Below are 17,823 nucleotides of genomic sequence, written 5' to 3'. Positions count from 1 at the left end.
ACCTGCCACTCGGTTCGCCGCACACGCCCATCGTTCCCGCGCCGGAGTGGAGAGGCAAAAGCGGTCTGGGGGACTATGGCGATTTTGTCATGCAGACCGATGATGTCGTCGTCGCGGTAGCGGAGGCGCTGGAGCGCAACGGGATGGCGACCAACACGCTCATCATTTTCACCAGTGACAACGGCTGCTCCAAGGCAGCGGGTATCGACAAACTCGCCAAGCAGGGGCATAACGTCAGCGCGAATCTGCGCGGGTCGAAGGCGGACATCTGGGACGGCGGGCATCGCATCCCCTTCATCGTGCGCTGGCCTGGGCAGATCGCGGCAGGTTCCACTTCCGACCAGCTCACCTGCCTCGTCGATTTCTTCGCCACCGCCGCCGAGATCATCGGCCAGCCGGTGCCTGCGGGCAGTTGCGAGGACAGCGTCAGCTTCCTGCCCGCGCTGAAGGGCCAGCCCATTGTCTCCACGCGCCACGGCGTCATCCATCATTCCATCAGCGGCCACTTCGCCTACCGCCAGGGACCGTGGAAGCTCGCGCTTGCGAAAGGTTCCGGCGGCTGGTCGTCACCGACCGAGAAGCAAATGCCCGCCGGTTCGCCGAAGGGACAGCTCTACGACATGCAGCACGACATCGGTGAAACGACGAATCTCTTCGAAACGAAACCCGAAATCGTGCACCAGCTCCTGGACCTTCTGAAGGCCGACATCGAACGCGGCCGCAGCACGGCGGGGCCGGACTCGGCGAATGATTTCCCCGATATTGTGCTGTGGAAGAGTGCGAAGGAGAGAAAAAAGAAACAGTGACTCTTCCATGAATGCCCAAGATTTTCTCCCAGCTTCGCCGCTTTGATTCCGATTCACTTTGAAATTTTTCCGGGCCAACCAACGCTGACTTCATAATGATGGAACAAATAGGAACAGACCTTCGAACAGCGATGCAGTCCGTCGGATCCACTTCAATTGCGCACAAAGGAAATGGATGGTGCACACTGCTGGAGGCTTGGGAGGGCAGCGCCCAACTCCCGCCTTTTTGGATTCAACTGCATGCTGGTCAGATCAATCTGCAGTATTTAGATGAAGATGACCCCATGAAAATTCTTCCCGAGGAAGGAGTTCTCCTGCCAAATGGTTCCGAACTAACAGGATGGGAACCGAACCTGTTTTGTACGTTTGTTGTTAACGAGGTCGAAGATCGCGACATCGAGAGAATGGTTCATTCCATCTTGGAAAAATATTACGGCCTTGAGCAAACCTGCAAGATTCAGATTTCGACCATGGAACTCGCCTAGCCTGGAGCAGGGCGAGTGCTTCTGTTTATCGGTGTGATTTCCTCGCTGAGTCGCCACGATCTTCCCTGACAAAAAGCCTTCCACAGCACGTTCACACGTGATGCTCCGCTTCTTCTCCACACTCCTCCTGCTCGGCGCCACGCTCCACGCCGCCCAGCCGAACATTGTCATCCTGTATGCGGATGACATGGGCTATGGCGATCTCGGCATTCAGAATCCGCAGTCGAAGATTCCCACGCCGAATCTGGACCAACTCGCGCGGTCAGGCATGCGGTTCACGGATGCGCACAGTTCATCCGGCATCTGCACACCGAGCCGTTATGCGCTGCTGGAGGGACGCTACCACTGGCGGAAGTTTCACAGCATCGTGAACGCGTTTGACCAGCCGGTCATGGACGCTGAAAAACTCACGGTGGCGGAGATGCTGAAAGCGAAGGGTTATCGCACCGCATGCATCGGCAAATGGCACCTCGGCTGGGACTGGGAGTCGATTAAAAAGCCGGGTGCGGAGCTGCAGGGCGAGGGCAAAAAAAAGTTCTTCGCACCGGATGCCTTCGACTGGAGCAAGCCGATTTCCGGCGGACCGCTGTCGCACGGGTTTGACTATTACTTCGGTGACGACGTGCCGAATTTCCCACCTTACGCGTGGTTTGAAAATGACCGCGTCATTACCACGCCCACGGTGGAACTGAACACCACCGCGCCGACGGCGGAAGGCAGCTGGGAAGCGCGGCCCGGCCCCTCGGCTAAGGACTGGGATTTTTGGGCGGTGATGCCCACGCTGACCACGAAGGCGGAGGAATGGATCGGTAAACAGAAGCAGGACAAGCCCTTCTTTCTCTACTTTCCCTTCACCTCGCCGCATGCGCCGATCGTGCCAGCCAAAGAGTTCGTCGGTAAATCGGGAGCCAACGGCTACGGCGACTTCGTGGTGCAAACCGACGACACCGTGGGCCGCGTGCTGGCGGCATTGGAAAAACATGGCTTTGCAGACAACACGCTCATCATCTTCAGCGCCGACAACGGCCCGGAGCACTACGCCTATGAGCGGGTGAAGAACTTTGAGCACCGCAGCATGGGTCAGCTACGCGGTGTGAAGCGCGACATCTGGGAAGGAGGCCACCGTGTGCCCTTGGTCGTGAAATGGCCCGGCGTGGTTCCGGCGGGCAAGGTGAACGATGGTCTCATCAGCCAGGTCGATATCTTCGCCACTCTCGCCGCATTGGTCGGCAGTGATATTCCCGCCAGTTCTGCCGAGGACAGCTACAACCAGCTTAATCTCATCAAGGGCGAAGGCCCGAGTGCCCGCGACACCGTCGTGCACAACACCAACCCGAATGGCTACGCCCTGCGTCATGGCGACTGGGTGCTGATCGAAGCCAAAACCGGCGGCGTGAGCAAAGTGCCCGCCTGGTTTGATGCCGCCAACGGCTACTCCAAGAACACCCAGCCCGGCGAACTCTACAATCTCAAGGAAGACTTCTCCCAGAAGCACAACCGCTACGCCGACATGCCGGACAAAGTCGCCGAACTCACCGCTATGCTCGCCAAAGTGCGCACGAAAGGCCAGGTACGGTAACGCAGCACATTATCCCAACCATGAAATCCATCCTGCTAATCACACTTGCGTCATTCGTTCTCGTGCATTCGTCCTTCGCGGCGAAGCCGAATGTCCTCTTCCTGTTCGCCGACGATTTCACCTATGAGGCCGTGCGCGCCTTCGGCCACACGGACATCGACACACCGAACATCGACCGCCTGGCCGCACGCGGCACCAACTTCACCCGCGCCTACAACATGGGCTCGTGGAGCGGCGCGGTATGCGTGGCCAGCCGTACGATGCTGAACACTGGCCGCAGCGTGTGGGATGCTGGCGCGGTTTACAAAGAGACCGACAAAGAACGCCAGTCCGGCGTGCTCTGGTCGCAGCTGATGAGCAAGGCGGGCTACAAGACTTACATGACCGGCAAGTGGCATGTGCCGACCGATGCGACGAAGATCTTTGACATGGCCATGGACGTACGCCCCGGCATGCCGAAGACCGTGCCCACTTCCTACGACCGCCCCATTGCCGGTCAGACCGATTCCTGGAGCCCGTATGACAAATCGCTCGGCGGGTTTTGGGAAGGAGGCAAGCATTGGAGCGAAGTCGTGAATGATCATACGATCACGTTTCTCAATGACGCGAAGCAGCAGGAGAAGCCGTTCTTTATCTACGCCGCCTTCAATGCACCGCATGATCCACGTCAGGCTCCCAAAGAGTTCCAGGACATGTATCCGCTCAGCCGCATCAAGGTGCCGGAAAATTTCATCCCCGAGTATCCTTACAAGGACGCCATCGGCTGCTCCGAGAAACTGCGCGACGAACATCTCGCGCCCATGCCGCGCACCGAGTTTGCCGTGAAGACGCACCGCAGCGAATACTATGCGCTCATCACTCATCTCGACGTGCAGATCGGCAAGATTCTCGACGCGCTCGATGCGAACGGTCAGGCTGACAACACCTGGATCTTCTTCACCGCCGACCACGGCCTCGCCGTGGGCCATCACGGTCTCATCGGCAAACAGAACATGTATGACCACAGCGTGCGCGTGCCCTTCATCGTTGCCGGACCCGGCGTGGCGAAAGGCGCGAAGAATGACAACGCCATTTACCTGCAGGACGTCATGGCCACCGCGCTGGATCTCGCCGAAGCCGATAAGCCACAGCACTTCTTCTTCCACAGCCTGCGTCCGCTGCTCAATGGCACGCAGAAGCAGTCCAGCTACGACTCCGTCTATGGGGCCTATCTGGACCTCCAGCGCGCCATCACCCACGACGGTTGGAAGCTCATCGCCTATCCGAAGGCCAAGGTGCTGCGCCTGTACCATCTTGCTGAAGATCCGCAGGAGATGACAGACCTTGCGGCGAAGCCCGCGCACGCCGCGCTGAAGCAGCAGATGTTCGAGCGCCTGGTGAAGCTCTCCGCCGATCTCGGCGACCAGGTGAATTTGCAGACGGTGTTTAAGGAATGAAACCGCCGGTTTCATCGTTCTCAAGTCATGCCACGCCTTCTTGTTTTTGCTCTCTGCCTCGTTGCGCCCTTTTCATCCTTCGCTCAGACCCCTGCGGACAAGCCGAACATCCTGCTCATCATCACCGGCGGCTCCAAGGCCAAGGCGAACGATGACAGCGCCACGCCGTGGCAGCTATACGACATGGCCACTGAATGGTCCACTCTAAAGCTCGGCACCGTCAAGCTACCGCAAGGTCCGGCAAGACTCACGCTCGAAGCCCTGTCCATGCCCGGCACACAGGTCATGGACTTGAAGCATGTGCAACTCACACTGCGTTGACTTGAACAGCATCAACGAGAAAACAGCGCCCCAATAACTCAACCTTTCCGCATGAAACTCACCACCCTCCTCCTTTCGTCATTCTGCCTTTGGCAATCGTCATTCGCAGCGGAGCCGCCGCCAAACATCCTCTTCGCCATCGCCGATGACTGGGGGGCACATGCAGGGGCCTACGGTACGCCATGGGTGAAGACGCCGAACTTTGACCGTGTGGCGAAGGAGGGCCTGCTCTTCAGCCAAGCCTACACCCCGAATGCGAAGTGCGCGCCCTCACGCGCCTGCATCCTCACGGGTCGCAATTCATGGCAGCTCAAGGAAGCGGCAAATCACATCTGCTACTTCCCGCCAGAGTTCAAAGGCTGGGGCGAGGCCCTGGCGGAGCATGGCTGGAATGTGGGCTACACCACCAAAGGCTGGGGCCCGGGCGTGGCGAATGATGCAGACGGGAAACCACGCAAAATGACCGGCACCCCCTACAACAAACGCCGGGCCGAAGCACCGACCCCTGACATCCTAAACTGCGACTACGCAGCGAACTTCAGCGACTTCCTCAATGCCGCTCCTGCCGACAAGCCTTGGTGCTTCTGGTATGGCAGCGTGGAGCCGCATCGCGGTTATGAATTCGGCAGCGGTGTCGCCAAGGGTGGCAAGAAGCTCACGGACATCGACCACGTTCCCGCCTACTGGCCGGACAACGACGTGATCCGCAATGACATGCTCGACTACGCCTTTGAGGTCGAGCATTTCGACCGCCATCTCGGGCGCATGATCGCCGACCTCGAAAAACGCGGCCTGCTGGAGAACACCCTCGTCATCGTCACTGCGGACCACGGCATGCCCTTCCCGCGCGGCAAGGGCAACACCAACATGCAGGCCAACCATGTGCCGCTCGCGATGATGTGGAAGAAGGGCATCCTGCAGCCAGGCCGCAAGCTCAGCGATTTCGTGAGCTTCGTGGATCTCGCGCCGACCTTTGTCGATCTCGCCGGTTTGAAGTGGGCAGACACCGGCATGGCGGAGTCCCCGGGCCATAGCCTGACGGATCTCTTTGCCAACAAGCCTGCGCACGTGCGCGATCACGTCCTCATCGGCAGGGAACGCACCGACATTGGCCGCCCGCATGACTGGGGCTACCCCATCCGCGGCATCGTGACGAAAGACAGTGTCTTCATCGAAAACTTCGAGCCCACACGCTGGCCTGCGGGCAATCCCGAGACCGGTTACCTGGACTGCGACGGTGGTGCCACCAAGACCTTCATCCTCGACGCCCACCGCAAAAACCCCGCCGATCCTTTCTGGCAGCTCTGCTTCGGCTTGCGTCCCGGCATGGAGTTCTACGACCTCAAGTCCGACCCCGATTTCGTGAAGAACTCACCCACCGATCCACGCGCCACCGCCATGCGTGATCAACTCCACACCGAACTCAAGCAGCAGGGCGATCCGCGCATGTTCGATCAAGGCAACATCTTCGACAAATACGAACACGCCAGCCCCGGCAACGCCGGATTCTACGAGAAGTTCATGAGCGGCAAGACCATGAAGACCAACTGGATCAACCCCACCGACATCGAACCCCGCCCCATCCTTCCATGAAATTTCTGCTCCTTCCGCTCTTCGCCCTCCTCTGCATTCCCGCCTCCGCCGCCTCCAAGAAAATCACCGGCACCCAGCCCCTGCCGGCCATGCCTGCGGCAGCCTTCACCGTCGTCATCATTCCCGACACCCAGTCCTACATGGGCAAAGGCTGCAAGGCCACACCTGACAGCACCGACCCTGTCACCAATATAAACTTGGAGTCCCAGGTGAAATGGATTGCCGCGCATCGCGACGATCAAAACATCGTCTTCGTCAGCCATGTCGGAGACATCGTGGACAAGGATAACGCCAGCGAATGGGCCGTCGCGAAACAACACCTCGACACCCTCCGTGGCGTGGCGCCCTTCAGCCTCACCGTCGGCAATCACGACATGACCAGCAAGGGAGACGCCCATCTGTTTCAGGAGCATTTCCCAGCCGCCAGCTTCAAGGACTATCCCTGGTATCTCGGCAGCTACACCCACACCCGCAAAGATCAGAACGTCTCCGCCAACAACGTAAACAGCGCCCAGCTTTTCAGCGCCAGCGGCATGGACTTCATCCATCTCAGCCTTGAATGCAATGCGCCCGATGACGTGCTCGCCTGGGCCAATGAACTGCTCACGAAAAATGCGACCCGTCATGCCCTGATCACCACCCACATGGACCTCGGCATCCTCGACAAACCGAAGACCGAAGAAGGCTTCATCCACGATCCCAAAGGCCGCATGCGCTGGGTCAAGATTCACGGCAAACTCGGCAACACCGCCGAGCAGATGTGGGACAAGCTCTTCCGCAAGCACGCAAACCTGCGCCTCATCTTCTGTGGCGATCAAAGCCGCGTCACTGCATTGAAACTCACCACCGATGCAGACGACGGCCATCCCGTCACCTCCATGCTCACCGACTATCTCTCCCTGCCCGCGCTGCGCCTGCTGCGTTTTGTTCCTGCCGAGAATTGCGTCCACGCCCTGACCTACGATGTCGTGAACAATGTCCTCGTCGATGACACCCCCTACGTGCATGAGCTAGACCAGCATCAGTTCACGCTCGACTACCCCATGCAGCCCGTCACGAAATAAGCCTTCTGCTCCATGCTCCGCTCCACCGCCATCGCCTTCTTCCTCGTTGTCACCGGTTCACCGCTCTTCGCGGCTCCGCCGAACATCCTCTTCGTCCTCTCTGACGATCACAGCTACCCCTTCCTCGGTTGCTACGGTCGTGAGGAGATGAAGACGCCGAATCTCGACCGCATCGCAGCCGAGGGAATCATATGCCGCCGCATGTTCACGGGTGCCCCGCAGTGTGTTCCCTCGCGCGCCACCCTTATGACCGGCCGCTCCCCGGTGGCCTGCCGCATCACGCGCTTTTCGTCGCCGCTGCCGCGAGATGAAATCACCTTCCCGGAGATCCTGAAAAAAGACGCAGGCTACTTCGTCGGCTGCTGCGGCCGCACCTATCATCTCGATGGCTCGGGGCGCAGTCCTGAAGCCACAGCACAGGTGTTCGATGAGCATCACATGGCCACCTTCAAAGATCGCTTTGATTACGTCGATGCGTCCGGCCAGGACAATGTGCCAGCGAAGATGAACGAGTTCTTTGACCAGCGCCCAAAGGACAAGCCCTACTTCCTTTGGGTCGGTTTCAGCGATCCTCATCATCCCTGGACCACCGGCAAAAACCCACCCGACCCCGCGAAGCTCCAAGTGCCCGGCTACCTGCCGGACCTGCCCGGCGTGCGCAGCGATCTCGCCGCCTACGAAGGCGAGATCGAGCATGCCGACGGAGACTTCCAGCGCGTGCTCGACATCGTCAAAGAACGCGCCGGACTGGAGAACACCCTCGTCATCTTCATGGGCGACAACGGCATGGCCTTCCCCAGCGGCAAAGGCTCGCTGCATGATCCCGGACTCAATGTGCCCCTGCTCGCCTGGTGGCCCGGCGTCATTAAACCCGGCGGCGACTCCAGCGCGCTCATCTCAGGAGAAGACATCGCGCCCACCTGCCTCGAAGCCGCTGGACTTCCAGTGCCTGAGCGCATCAGCGGCGTCAGTTTCCTGCCTCTGCTCAAAGGCGCGAAGTTTGAAAAGGAGCGCCAGCACATCTTCGCCGAACGCGGCCCGCATGGCAGCGCCACCTTCAATGAAAGCACCACCGCCAGCGGCATGGACTACAGCCGCTGCGTGCGTAGCGCCCGCTATAAGCTCATCTACAATCTCACCCCCAACATGCGCTACACGCCCGTGGACAGCGGCAACGATCCGAGTTGGAAGGACATCGTCAAAGCGCACGAAGACAAGGCGCTCGCCACCGAGTTTGAAGACCTCTGGTTCACCAGCCCGCGACCAGTCTATGAACTCTACGACCTCAACGAAGACCCCGACGAACTGCACAATCTCTACGGCCAAAAAGGTCTGGAAGTCGCAACGCTGGAATTGAAGACCGCCCTGCAAAAGAAGATGATCCTCGACTTCGACTACCTGCCCCTGCCCATCGGTGGAGATGCCAAACCCAAGGGCAAGGCGGCAACGAAAAGCGATCCCAATCGCGCCGAAATGTTCAAGAAGCTCGACACGGATCATGACAGCAAGCTCAGCACGGCAGAGTTCAGCGCCAAGCGCAATCCTGCCGATGCCGCAGCTTGGTTTAAAGCCCGCGACGTGGACGGCAACGGCTCCCTCGACGAAGCCGAATACATCGCCCGCACCGTGCCGAATCCACCCAAACAATAATTTACTCCTCAACCTATGAAGCACCTTCTCATCTTCCTCTCTCTCGGCCTTTCCCTTTGCGCAGAAACTGCCACCCCGCTCTTCTCCGACGACTTCTCCCGCGACGAAGCCTCACCGGGCAAAGAGGACATCGGCAACGGCTGGACCAGCAACAGCGCATGGCGCGCCAAAGGCCATCAGCAGGTCGATCTCATCGACGGAGTCATGCACGTCACCAAGCATGCGGAGGCCGATCACGGCGTCGCCATCTTCCACAATGTCGAGTTTCAGGACGGCATCGTGGAGCTGAAATTCAAACTCGGTGACGGCGATGACCTCGGTGTCGATTTTGTCGATCGTGAACTCAAGACCGTGCACGCCGGTCATCTCTGCATCGCCCGCGTCACCAACAAATCTGTCACGCTCACCGATTCCAAGACCGGAGGCATGAACAACGAAATCCGTGAGCGCCGTCAGAAAGGCGACAAGTCCCCTGAACTCGCTGCGCTGCTCAAAACAAAAACCAAGTCCTTCAAACTCGACCTCAAACCGAACGAGTGGCACACGATGAACATCAAAATCGTCGCCGATCAGATGACCGTTCGCATCGACGGACAGGACACCGGCTCCTTCTCCAGCGAAGGCATCGCCCATCCGACCAAACGCATGATCACCCTCGCCGTGAACAAGTCGGCAGATGTGGATGATGTGAAGGTTTCCAAGCTGAAGTGAGTATTTGACTCCTTCCATGCGCTTCATCCTCTTCTTCGCTCTCCTCGCCACTGCGTCTCTGGCGCAGTCTCAGCATGAAGTCTTCCCCGGCTGGCCGCAGCTTCCGGAAGGTCATGTTCTCGGCCTGTGTGCCGGGGTCGGTGTCGATGCGCAGAACCGCGTCTTCGTCTTTCATCGCAGCGGCCGGGTGTGGTCAAAGCCCTTTCCCAAAGAGGCCATCCCTGCGCCAACCGTGAGCGTGTTCGACGGCGCGACGGGCCGGCTTCTCAGCTCCTGGGGGGCGAACCGCTTCATCATGCCGCATGGGCTGACGGTGGATCATGCGGGCAATCTCTGGCTCACCGATGTGGGCCTGCATCAGGTCTTCAAGTGTTCGCCCTCAGGTGAGGTGCTGCTCACGCTCGGCGAGGCGGGGATACCCGGCAGCGATTCCACACATTTCAATCTGCCCACGAATGTAGCCGTTTTGGCAGACGGCTCCTTTTACGTGAGCGACGGCTACCAAAATACGCGCGTGATGAAATTCACCGCCGTCGGCCGCTTTGAATTTGAATGGGGCACGAAGGGCCACGGGCCGGGCGAATTCAATCTGCCGCACGGCATCACCGTGGATGCGCAGGGACGCATCATCGTCTGCGACCGCGAGAATGAACGGCTGCAGGTCTTCGATGCGAAGGGCGTCTTCCTCCATGAATGGAAAGGCACGCAGCTCGGCAAACCCTACGGCATCGCGACCGGTCCCAACGGCCATCTCTTCGTCATAGATGGCGGCTCCCCTTCCTTGAAGCGGGAGCAGCGCGGCAAGGCGGTGGAGCTCGATCTCTCTGGCCAAGTGCTCGACACCTTCGGCAGCTACGGCAAAGCTGCCGGTCAGTTCCAGCTCGGGCATGACATTGCAGTCGGCCCCGACGGTGCCGTTTATGTCGCTGAGGGGACAGGCACACGGGTGCAGAAGTTTGTGCGCAGAAAAGCAGTAGAATGAGGTGTTGGCTTGTTGCTGTACATCACTCGCTGGTTCGGTGTTAGGACCAAGGCTTTGCTGCGAAAGCAGACGGAGCCACCGCGTACTCTCCAGCACTATGACCAACCGCCGCCGCTTCCTCGCCACCACCGCCCTCGCTTTTCCTTTCATCGGTCACGCTGCCGCACCTGCCGCGAAGATCATTGAGACGAAAGTGATCTCCCAGCAGCCGGAGTTTTACCATGGCTGGTCCACGGTGGCGCGTAGGCAGAATGGCGAGCTGTGGGTCTCTTGGTCCGGTGGTCGTGAGTCGCATGTGTGCCCGTTCGGCCAGGTGCATGCCATGACCTCCCTCGACAACGGCGCCACCTGGACCTGGCCTCGCGTACTGCTGGACACCGCCACGGATGACCGCGACTCCGGCGTGCTGGAAACCGCGAAGGGCACACTCGTCGTCACCACCTTCACGTCACTGGCCTATGAAGATCATTTCAAGAAGGCCAGCACCTTTGCCGAGCACACGGACAAAGGCTGGACTTCCAAAACCATGCCGCAGGAGCAGTTTGTGAAATGGAAGGCCGCGCACGAGCGCCTGAACGATGAAGAGCGCAAAGCAGAACTCGGCGAATGGGCGCTCCGCTCCACCGATGGCGGCAAGTCCTGGTCCACCCGCATCCCCACCATCGTGAACAGTCCGCATGGCCCCATCCAGCTCAAGGATGGCCGCCTGCTCTATGCCGGCAAGCAGCTCTGGACAGCGGACAAAAAAATCGGTGTCGCCGAGTCGAAGGACGACGGCCTCACCTGGCAATGGCTCGCGGAGATCCCCACCCGCAAAGGCGACAGCGCCGTCAAATCGTATCACGAACTGCACGCCGTTGAAGCCGCAGACGGCACCCTCATCGCGCAGATCCGCAATCACAACGACGCGAACAAAGGCGAAACCTTGCAGACCGAATCCAAGGACGGTGGCAAGACCTGGAGCGAGCCGCACAGCATCGGCGTTTATGGTCTCCCCTCCCATCTGCTGCGCCTGCGTGATGGTCGCCTGCTCATGACCTACGGCCACCGTCGCAAGCCCTACGGCAACCAGGCCCGCATCAGCAGCGACAACGGCCAAACCTGGGGCGAGGCGATGATTATCTCCGGCGACGGCATCGGCGGCGATCTCGGCTATCCAAGCACCGTCGAACTGGCCGATGGCACACTGCTCACCATTTGGTATGAAACCATGAAGGAGCCCAAGCTCGCCGTACTCCGCCAGGCAACATGGCGCATTGAGTGATGCCTCCGCTCACAATCGGGGCTCCCGCACACGGCACGGGCAGCACCAGCTAAGCTCCGCGCTGCACCCCATGCGTGCGAGTTCCGCCTTCCACTACATTCGCAGCCATCTCACAGATCGGGATGGCTGCTGTACTGACGCAATTTCAGACACGCCTACTCTTCACGCTTCGCGACAAAGCAGCGCACCACCCAGGTGAGCACCAGCGTGGTCAGCGCACCGGTCGCATCGGCCATGAGATCGCGCATCGTTTCATGGATGTTATGCTGGATGTGCGTGCGGAACACGACATCCGAAAAAAGTTCGGCAAACTCCCAGAACAATCCCACCGTACAGGCGAGGGCAAAGGTGAAGACGTAGCGGGCAAATGGAGTGCGCTGGCCAAACCAATGCGCGAAGCAGTCGAGCGCGTGCCATAGAAAGAACGCGATGGCCACGCCACCGCTGTAGTGCATCACAAAATCAAGCTGCTGCCGCCAAGGCGTGCGCATGATCTTCTGATGAAAAATCAAAACCGCCACGGGTGCCCAGCCAGCGCGCAGAAGCAGGCGGAGCAGCGGCGTCATAGCTTCTTCCAGTCCACCTTCGCAATCTGCTCGCGGCCATTGCGGTCATGGTATTTCACATGGCCGTGTTCCACGCCGTACTCATGCACGCACTTGGTCACCTTCACGTCATAGCAGCAGTATTCCGCGATCTTGGCGACTTCACCTTGCTGCCACCATTTCAGTGCGTCGAGGCCGTCGGCTGTTTTACCCATGCCCAGCGTGGCCGCAGCCACGGCGTCGAGCTTGATGCGGTGACCCAGGACCTTTTCGAGATCAATCAGCAGATCGAGACTGCACTTCAGATCTTCCTGAGGGTGAAACCAGGCATCATGCCCTCTGAGCACTTCGTAATCGAATCCGATGTGATTGTAACCGATCACGAGATCCGCGTTTTTAAGCTGCGTGATGAGCGCGGGGACTTCGTCCTGTGTGTAGATGCTGTACTCGTTCTGCCCGGTGCTGAACGTGCAGGCCACGGAGATGCCCATCTTGTGCTTGTTGCCCCATCCCCCGACGTCGTTCGCGGTACGACGTGTTTCGAGGTCAAAATAAACGATGTCTCCAGCCATGATCGCGACGCCCGGCGGAGGCTTAGCCGATACGATAAACGATGCGTGCCTTGTCCATGTCGTAGGGCGACATTTCGATCTTCACCGCATCACCGATGACGAGACGGATGAATTTCTTGCGCATCTTGCCGGAAATATGGGCGAGCACTTCGTGGCCGCTGCTGTTGCGCAGCTTCACGCGGAACATGGTACCGGCGAGCACGGCGGCAATGGTTCCTTCGAGTTCGATGGCTTCTTCCTTCTGTTTGCCAGCGTCCACAGGCTCCGGCGGACGTGGTGGTGGAATGAAGCGAGGGGGGCCGTTGCGACGGGGTGGGCCGCCGCGGCGGGCTGGGCCGCCGCGTGATGGACCGCGATTGGGGGGACGTGACATGCGTAAAAAAGTAGGGTTTGAGGATGCTCCCACACGCGGGGATTACAAGGGTAATTTTGTGCCGTGACTGGCAGGGAAGCCGGATTTGTCAATTCGAACAGACAAAAATCTCGCCGCCATGCGTCCTGTCCGTGAAACTGCCCCCGCATGCCCGCCGCCCCGACACTGCCCGAAATCTACGATGCCCACGCGGCGGGCCTGTTCCATTATTTCGCCAGTTTCACCGGCAACGACGCTGACGCGAAGGACCTGCTGCAGGAGTTTTTCATCAAACTGGCACGGCAGCCGGTCCCCGCGGGCATCGCCAATCTGCGCGCCTGGCTGCTACGGCTGGCGCATCACCACGCCATCGACTGGCTGCGGCGCCACAGCGTGCGGCGGAGTGCCGAGGAAGCCGCCCCGGTGGAGATTTTTGCACCGCAGGAAGATCCAGATCAGGCGGAGCTGGCCCAGCGCCTCGCCCGCGCACTGTCCCTGTTGCCGCTTGAGCAGCGCAGCGTGGCGCAGCTCAAGCTGTGGGACGGCCTGACCTTTGAAGAAATCGCGGAGGTGCAGGGCATCCCGCTGAACACCGCCGCCAGCCGCTACCGCTACGCCCTGGAGAAGCTCCGCAGCGAGCTGCGCCCACTGTACGACGAACTGAAACCCTCATGAGCACGAACCCCGACCCTTTTGAAAACGATCTGCGCGCCCTGCAGCGCCGGGCTCTACCTCCTGCTTGGCGGGAAGAAATGCTAGGGCAGGCTGCCGCGCAGGCCCAGCGGGCGACACGCACTCCGCGCTGGCTGCTCGCTAGCTGGGGCGTGGCTTGGGCAGCCACCCTGGTGCTGTACTTCACCACGCCATCTGAACCGGCAGCACCGCCTTCGGTCAGCCTGACCGACCCCGCTCTACCCATGCTGTGGCAGCAGCGCGCCGCCGCCATCGAGGCCCTGCTGGCCGCCAACTAATCCTCCCCCGCCCTCTACCCCTTTCATACCATGCTCCGCCGACTCTTTTCCAAACGCTACATCCGCATTCTGCTGTGGCTGTTCATCACCTTCGTCACCCTCGTCGTTCTGCTGTATGCCTGGACGAACTGGAGCGGCAGACGCCGCTGGGCCGCGACAAAGGCCATGCTAGAACGCGAAGGCGAAACCCTCGACTTCCGCAAACTGCTGCCCGAAACGCCGCCCGATGCGCAAAACCTCCTCGCCATCGAACCCCTGCGGGGAATCACCGAAGCCATCGATCACGACGAATCCAAAGGAGCGCCGGGGGCGAAACGTCGGGCTGTGGAGAAGATGCAGTGGGAGGGGAAAGCCCCGGTTTCGAGCGGTGTCGAAACGGGCGAGGTGGCTGACATGCAGGCGTGGGTCAAATTTCTGCGTGAGGCGAAGTATCTCGATCTCCCGGAGGAATCCTCCAAGCCCGGAAAGGATGTGCTGACAGCGCTGGACGCCACTTTCCCCCTGCTCAAGCAGCTTGCCGATCTGGCACCTCAGCGCAGGGCGGCCATCTTCACCCCTGGACTGCGCGAGCGGGAGCTGCCAGAGATGCTTTTCAGTCTCTCTCTGCGGCACTACACCGCAGAGCAAACTCTGACGCGTGCCTTATGCCTGCGCGCACGTGCCGCCATTGATGCCAGGCAGGGGGCAGAGGCAGCCCGCTGCCTGCTGGCAGCAGAGAAAATGGGACTCGGCTGCGCAGCCGAACCCTTGCTGATCGGCTTCCTGGTGGGCAACGCTACAAAAGCCATGACCAACGAGGGGATATGGCTGGGGTTGCGAGAGAACGTCTTTGCTGAGGAGGATCTGCGCATGCTTTACCAGACTCTAGGCACGCACAATCTGGACAAGACCCTGCTGCAGGCCTTCCGGGGAGAGATGGCCACGGGACTGAACGCCTTGGAATACCTTCAAGAAGTTGCCGGTGGGAGAAAGAAGCCCGGCAAGGATGTTGCCGATGCTATCGCAAACCTTAAAGGTCTCTCCCTCAATGGCTTTCGTGCGCTGCCGGGTGGTCTGTTTGACCACTGGAAGAGTGTGACCGCCGAGCAGGAATGGAAACACATCATCGCTCCCTTGCAAACAGGTGGCATTGCTGCGGCGGTCAAATCTGCGGATGGGATAAGCGAAGATTTGAATGCGAAGCAGAATTTTTTGCTGCATCCCGACTACATCATGGCCCGCATGGTGGTGCCTGCCTTCATTGGCATCAGTAAGAGTGCCTTGTTCGTTCAAGCGCGTGAGCGTCAGGTGCTCGCGGCCATCGCGCTGGAGCGCTTTTATTTAAAGCACGCCAAGTATCCGGCAGCGTTGCAGGAGCTCGTGCCCGAGTTTGCCACCTCCGTGCCGCTGGACCCCTCGGATGGGAAGGAAGTCCGCTATCACACCACGCCCGCAGGCCGCTACATGCTCTGGTGCGTGGGCTTTGATGGCAAAGATGACGGCGGGCAGATCAAAAAGAACACCCGTACGATGAAGAACCCCGACTATCTCGGAGACTGGACCTGGCAGTATGAGCCGGTGCCAGTGAAGGAGCCGACGGACACCGAGAAAAGCAGATGAGGGTGATCGCGCACGACTCTGTGGAGCGCTTAGCTTCTCGCCAAACAGCGCTCAATACAAATCCAGCCCCAGATCCAGCGCACGGCTGGAATGCGTCAGCGCACCCACAGAAATCGCATTCACACCCGTGGCCGCCACATCCTTGATGGTGTCAATCGTGATGCCACCGCTGGCTTCCAGCCAGAGCCTGCCGTTCACAAGTTTCACCGCTTCACGCAGCTTTTCGCAGCCCATGTTGTCCAGCAGCAGCATGTCCACCCCTTCGAGAGTAAGGAAATCAGCCACTTGCTCCAGCGTGTCAGCTTCGAGCTGCACGCGCACACCTGGGCGCTCACTGCGCAGTTTGTGAATGGCAGTCTGCAGGGAGGTCAGATCGCTGTTGGCGGCCAGATGATTGTCCTTCACCATGGCGTGGTCGTACAGGCCCATGCGGTGGTTGGTGCCGCCGCCGTGCTTCACGGCAGTTTTTTCGATCAGACGCCAGCCGGGCGTGGTTTTCCGCGTGTCCCAGACCTGCACGGCGTGTGGCTTCACGGCCTCCACGTAGCGCTGCGTCTGGGTCGCCACACCGCAGAGGCGCTGCAGGAAATTCAGCGCTGTGCGCTCGGCAGTGAGCAGTGATCGGGTGCTGCCGGCGGCTTTTATGAGGATGCTGCCGCGCACAAAGGGACTGCCATCCGGAATGCAGACCTCCACTTCGAGCGTGGGGTCGATTTCTTTGAAGACGGCCACGGCGATTTCAGCCCCGGAGACAATGCCGGGCTCACGCGCGACGATCTCGGTCCTGGAGCGTGAATTTTCGGGCGTAAAGTAGAGGGAGGTGACGTCTCCCGTGCCGACATCTTCGGCAATGGCGGCGCGGATCAGGGCTAAAACAGAGGGTTCCATGGGTGGCCGGATCATAGGCTGTACCGGGGAGGTTTCCAGTACGGGGAAAAACAGGTTGCCAAATTTTAAAAACTCTTCATCTTCCCCGCCCCTCGCCCCCGGCCTGACTGATTCATGGCCTTGCGTAGCGTGGCCATAGGAGCGTGTCATGAGCAACATCATCGAAAAGATCAATCAAGAGCAGTTGAAAAAGGAAGTCACCGCTTTCACCGTGGGTGACAGCGTCAAGGTCCACACCCGAGTCGTCGAAGGTGACAAAGAGCGTATCCAGATCTTCGCTGGCATCGTCATCGCCCGCAAAGGCTACGGCATCAACGAAGCCTTCACCGTCCGCAAAATCTCCTATGGAGAAGGCGTGGAGCGTGTGTTCCCCGTGCACAGCCCAAAAGTGGCCAAGGTCGAAGTGACCAAGAACGGCAAAGTGCGTCGCGCCCGCCTTCACTACCTGCGCCAGCGCCAGGGTAAGGAAGCCATGTCCGTCAAGGAACTGGCCCAGAGCGAACGTTAATTTTTCGCGTTTGTTTTTCAAAAAAAGGGAGGGCCGCAAAGCCCTCCCTTTTTTTGTGATTGTGATCTAGCGAATTTCAAAACTTATAGCGGTTTGCAAAACTCATTTCCGTTTAGCAGGCTGTTTCTTGATCGCAGATCATAGGCTTCGATGGCAGCTGGCTGAGGACAGCCAGCCCTACCAGCGCTGGGCAGACACGTGGCCATGCGCCGCTATCCGGAAATCAGTTTTGGAAGACGCTGTATCTCCAGCCCAAGCCCGCGAAGCCACCCCGAATCCCGCTAGGGACTGCGCTCGCATTGCGAAGAACAGCCTGTCCGTCGTAGCTTTTAGCGAACAAGGAAGCGCAGCTACCGCTCTCGCAGGCCAGCCAGCTCCCGAACACAACAAGACATTCGAAAGCAGGCGCTGATAATACAACGCACAGTTGAAAAAGGGTCTGAATCCATGGCGCTTAGTAAGGGCCTTTTGCCCTCTTTCGGCGCTTCGTCCCGCCA

At 59.6% G+C, this 17,823-nt stretch carries 19 protein-coding genes; 15 read left to right on the top strand and 4 right to left on the bottom strand.

All coding sequences use genetic code 11. The features are described 5' to 3' along the window. The 11 genes from PSV43_RS12525 to PSV43_RS12475 form a co-directional block, all read left to right on the top strand. Positions 1–806 (top strand): sulfatase-like hydrolase/transferase (locus tag PSV43_RS12525; RefSeq protein ID WP_300197409.1); only part of this gene is annotated, 806 nt, incomplete at its 5' end. A 95-nt stretch (positions 807–901) separates the two neighbouring features. Next, positions 902–1,291, top strand: coding sequence for a hypothetical protein (locus PSV43_RS12520; RefSeq protein ID WP_300197407.1), 390 nt, complete (start codon positions 902–904; stop codon positions 1,289–1,291). Between the two features lie 100 nt (positions 1,292–1,391). Continuing rightward, complete coding sequence (locus tag PSV43_RS12515; RefSeq protein WP_300197415.1) at positions 1,392–2,870, top strand: arylsulfatase; 1,479 nt, start codon at positions 1,392–1,394, stop codon at positions 2,868–2,870. A 20-nt stretch (positions 2,871–2,890) separates the two neighbouring features. Next, positions 2,891–4,306, top strand: a complete 1,416-nt coding sequence (locus PSV43_RS12510) for a sulfatase-like hydrolase/transferase (RefSeq protein ID WP_300197404.1) — start codon at positions 2,891–2,893, stop codon at positions 4,304–4,306. A 27-nt stretch (positions 4,307–4,333) separates the two neighbouring features. Next, positions 4,334–4,627 (top strand): hypothetical protein, encoded by a 294-nt coding sequence (locus tag PSV43_RS12505; protein ID WP_300197401.1) that lies wholly within the window; start codon positions 4,334–4,336, stop codon positions 4,625–4,627. 51 nt (positions 4,628–4,678) lie between these two features. Next, positions 4,679–6,220 (top strand): sulfatase, encoded by a 1,542-nt coding sequence (locus PSV43_RS12500; RefSeq protein ID WP_300197399.1) that lies wholly within the window; start codon positions 4,679–4,681, stop codon positions 6,218–6,220. Beyond that, complete coding sequence (locus PSV43_RS12495; RefSeq protein ID WP_300197396.1) at positions 6,217–7,284, top strand: metallophosphoesterase; 1,068 nt, start codon at positions 6,217–6,219, stop codon at positions 7,282–7,284. The genes PSV43_RS12500 and PSV43_RS12495 overlap by 4 nt, the downstream gene beginning before the upstream one ends. Positions 7,285–7,296: 12 nt before the next feature. Beyond that, a complete protein-coding gene (locus tag PSV43_RS12490; RefSeq protein WP_300197393.1) occupies positions 7,297–8,934 on the top strand; it encodes a sulfatase-like hydrolase/transferase in 1,638 nt (545 codons plus the stop codon). 15 nt (positions 8,935–8,949) lie between these two features. Then, positions 8,950–9,645 carry a family 16 glycoside hydrolase gene (locus PSV43_RS12485; RefSeq protein WP_300197389.1) on the top strand — a complete coding sequence of 232 codons (696 nt, stop codon included), beginning with the start codon at positions 8,950–8,952 and terminating at the stop codon, positions 9,643–9,645. Positions 9,646–9,661: 16 nt separating this feature from the next. After that, complete coding sequence (locus PSV43_RS12480; protein ID WP_300197386.1) at positions 9,662–10,627, top strand: peptidyl-alpha-hydroxyglycine alpha-amidating lyase family protein; 966 nt, start codon at positions 9,662–9,664, stop codon at positions 10,625–10,627. A gap of 97 nt (positions 10,628–10,724) precedes the next feature. Next, positions 10,725–11,891 (top strand): sialidase family protein, encoded by a 1,167-nt coding sequence (locus tag PSV43_RS12475; RefSeq protein WP_300197383.1) that lies wholly within the window; start codon positions 10,725–10,727, stop codon positions 11,889–11,891. A gap of 155 nt (positions 11,892–12,046) precedes the next feature. Here the strand turns inward: PSV43_RS12475 and PSV43_RS12470 are convergent, their stop codons facing one another. The 3 genes from PSV43_RS12470 to infA are packed head-to-tail and all read right to left on the bottom strand — an operon-like array spanning position 12,047 to position 13,381. Then, complete coding sequence (locus tag PSV43_RS12470) at positions 12,047–12,457, bottom strand: hypothetical protein (RefSeq protein ID WP_300197380.1); 411 nt, start codon at positions 12,455–12,457, stop codon at positions 12,047–12,049. Continuing rightward, on the bottom strand, positions 12,454–13,008 hold the full coding sequence (locus PSV43_RS12465; protein WP_300197377.1) for a ribonuclease H-like domain-containing protein: 555 nt from the start codon (positions 13,006–13,008) through the stop codon (positions 12,454–12,456). Before PSV43_RS12465 ends, PSV43_RS12470 begins: the two co-directional genes overlap by 4 nt. A gap of 22 nt (positions 13,009–13,030) precedes the next feature. Further along, positions 13,031–13,381, bottom strand: a complete 351-nt coding sequence (gene infA, locus PSV43_RS12460) for a translation initiation factor IF-1 (RefSeq protein ID WP_345784665.1) — start codon at positions 13,379–13,381, stop codon at positions 13,031–13,033. Positions 13,382–13,528: 147 nt separating this feature from the next. Between infA and PSV43_RS12455 the strand changes: the two genes are divergently transcribed. The 3 genes from PSV43_RS12455 to PSV43_RS12445 are packed head-to-tail and all read left to right on the top strand — an operon-like array spanning position 13,529 to position 15,930. Then, positions 13,529–14,035: an RNA polymerase sigma factor gene (locus tag PSV43_RS12455; protein ID WP_300197374.1), complete on the top strand. Its 507-nt coding sequence runs from the start codon at positions 13,529–13,531 to the stop codon at positions 14,033–14,035. After that, positions 14,032–14,331, top strand: a complete 300-nt coding sequence (locus tag PSV43_RS12450) for a hypothetical protein (protein ID WP_300197371.1) — start codon at positions 14,032–14,034, stop codon at positions 14,329–14,331. The genes PSV43_RS12455 and PSV43_RS12450 overlap by 4 nt, the downstream gene beginning before the upstream one ends. A 30-nt stretch (positions 14,332–14,361) precedes the next feature. Further along, complete coding sequence (locus PSV43_RS12445; protein WP_300197368.1) at positions 14,362–15,930, top strand: hypothetical protein; 1,569 nt, start codon at positions 14,362–14,364, stop codon at positions 15,928–15,930. Positions 15,931–15,981: 51 nt separating this feature from the next. Here PSV43_RS12445 and nadC read toward each other — a convergent pair whose 3' ends face one another. Further along, a complete protein-coding gene (gene nadC / locus PSV43_RS12440; protein WP_300197365.1) occupies positions 15,982–16,818 on the bottom strand; it encodes a carboxylating nicotinate-nucleotide diphosphorylase in 837 nt (278 codons plus the stop codon). A 148-nt stretch (positions 16,819–16,966) separates the two neighbouring features. Here nadC and rplS point away from each other — a divergent pair, with 148 nt between their 5' ends. After that, positions 16,967–17,326 (top strand): 50S ribosomal protein L19, encoded by a 360-nt coding sequence (gene rplS / locus PSV43_RS12435; protein ID WP_300197362.1) that lies wholly within the window; start codon positions 16,967–16,969, stop codon positions 17,324–17,326. Positions 17,327–17,823: the final 497 nt, after the last annotated feature.

Source organism: Prosthecobacter sp. (assembly GCF_029946185.1).
Taxonomy (GTDB): domain Bacteria; phylum Verrucomicrobiota; class Verrucomicrobiia; order Verrucomicrobiales; family Verrucomicrobiaceae; genus Prosthecobacter.
The sequence above is the reverse complement of the archived record's forward strand: the minus strand, read 5'-3'. Positions and strand labels throughout refer to the sequence as shown.

What these genes read in the sequence shown, in the direction of transcription:
- PSV43_RS12500 (WP_300197399.1), top strand. Translation starts at nt 4,679, where the DNA reads ATGAAACTCACCACCCTCCTCCTTTCGTCATTCTGCCTTTGGCAATCG.
- PSV43_RS12515 (WP_300197415.1), top strand. Translation starts at nt 1,392, where the DNA reads ATGCTCCGCTTCTTCTCCACACTCCTCCTGCTCGGCGCCACGCTCCAC.
- nadC (WP_300197365.1), bottom strand. Translation starts at nt 16,818, where the DNA reads ATGGAACCCTCTGTTTTAGCCCTGATCCGCGCCGCCATTGCCGAAGAT.
- PSV43_RS12490 (WP_300197393.1), top strand. Translation starts at nt 7,297, where the DNA reads ATGCTCCGCTCCACCGCCATCGCCTTCTTCCTCGTTGTCACCGGTTCA.
- PSV43_RS12450 (WP_300197371.1), top strand. Translation starts at nt 14,032, where the DNA reads ATGAGCACGAACCCCGACCCTTTTGAAAACGATCTGCGCGCCCTGCAG.
- PSV43_RS12465 (WP_300197377.1), bottom strand. Translation starts at nt 13,008, where the DNA reads ATGGCTGGAGACATCGTTTATTTTGACCTCGAAACACGTCGTACCGCG.
- PSV43_RS12505 (WP_300197401.1), top strand. Translation starts at nt 4,334, where the DNA reads ATGCCACGCCTTCTTGTTTTTGCTCTCTGCCTCGTTGCGCCCTTTTCA.
- PSV43_RS12445 (WP_300197368.1), top strand. Translation starts at nt 14,362, where the DNA reads ATGCTCCGCCGACTCTTTTCCAAACGCTACATCCGCATTCTGCTGTGG.
- PSV43_RS12485 (WP_300197389.1), top strand. Translation starts at nt 8,950, where the DNA reads ATGAAGCACCTTCTCATCTTCCTCTCTCTCGGCCTTTCCCTTTGCGCA.
- PSV43_RS12470 (WP_300197380.1), bottom strand. Translation starts at nt 12,457, where the DNA reads ATGACGCCGCTGCTCCGCCTGCTTCTGCGCGCTGGCTGGGCACCCGTG.
- PSV43_RS12495 (WP_300197396.1), top strand. Translation starts at nt 6,217, where the DNA reads ATGAAATTTCTGCTCCTTCCGCTCTTCGCCCTCCTCTGCATTCCCGCC.
- PSV43_RS12475 (WP_300197383.1), top strand. Translation starts at nt 10,725, where the DNA reads ATGACCAACCGCCGCCGCTTCCTCGCCACCACCGCCCTCGCTTTTCCT.
- PSV43_RS12480 (WP_300197386.1), top strand. Translation starts at nt 9,662, where the DNA reads ATGCGCTTCATCCTCTTCTTCGCTCTCCTCGCCACTGCGTCTCTGGCG.
- PSV43_RS12510 (WP_300197404.1), top strand. Translation starts at nt 2,891, where the DNA reads ATGAAATCCATCCTGCTAATCACACTTGCGTCATTCGTTCTCGTGCAT.
- rplS (WP_300197362.1), top strand. Translation starts at nt 16,967, where the DNA reads ATGAGCAACATCATCGAAAAGATCAATCAAGAGCAGTTGAAAAAGGAA.
- PSV43_RS12520 (WP_300197407.1), top strand. Translation starts at nt 902, where the DNA reads ATGATGGAACAAATAGGAACAGACCTTCGAACAGCGATGCAGTCCGTC.
- infA (WP_345784665.1), bottom strand. Translation starts at nt 13,381, where the DNA reads ATGTCACGTCCCCCCAATCGCGGTCCATCACGCGGCGGCCCAGCCCGC.
- PSV43_RS12455 (WP_300197374.1), top strand. Translation starts at nt 13,529, where the DNA reads ATGCCCGCCGCCCCGACACTGCCCGAAATCTACGATGCCCACGCGGCG.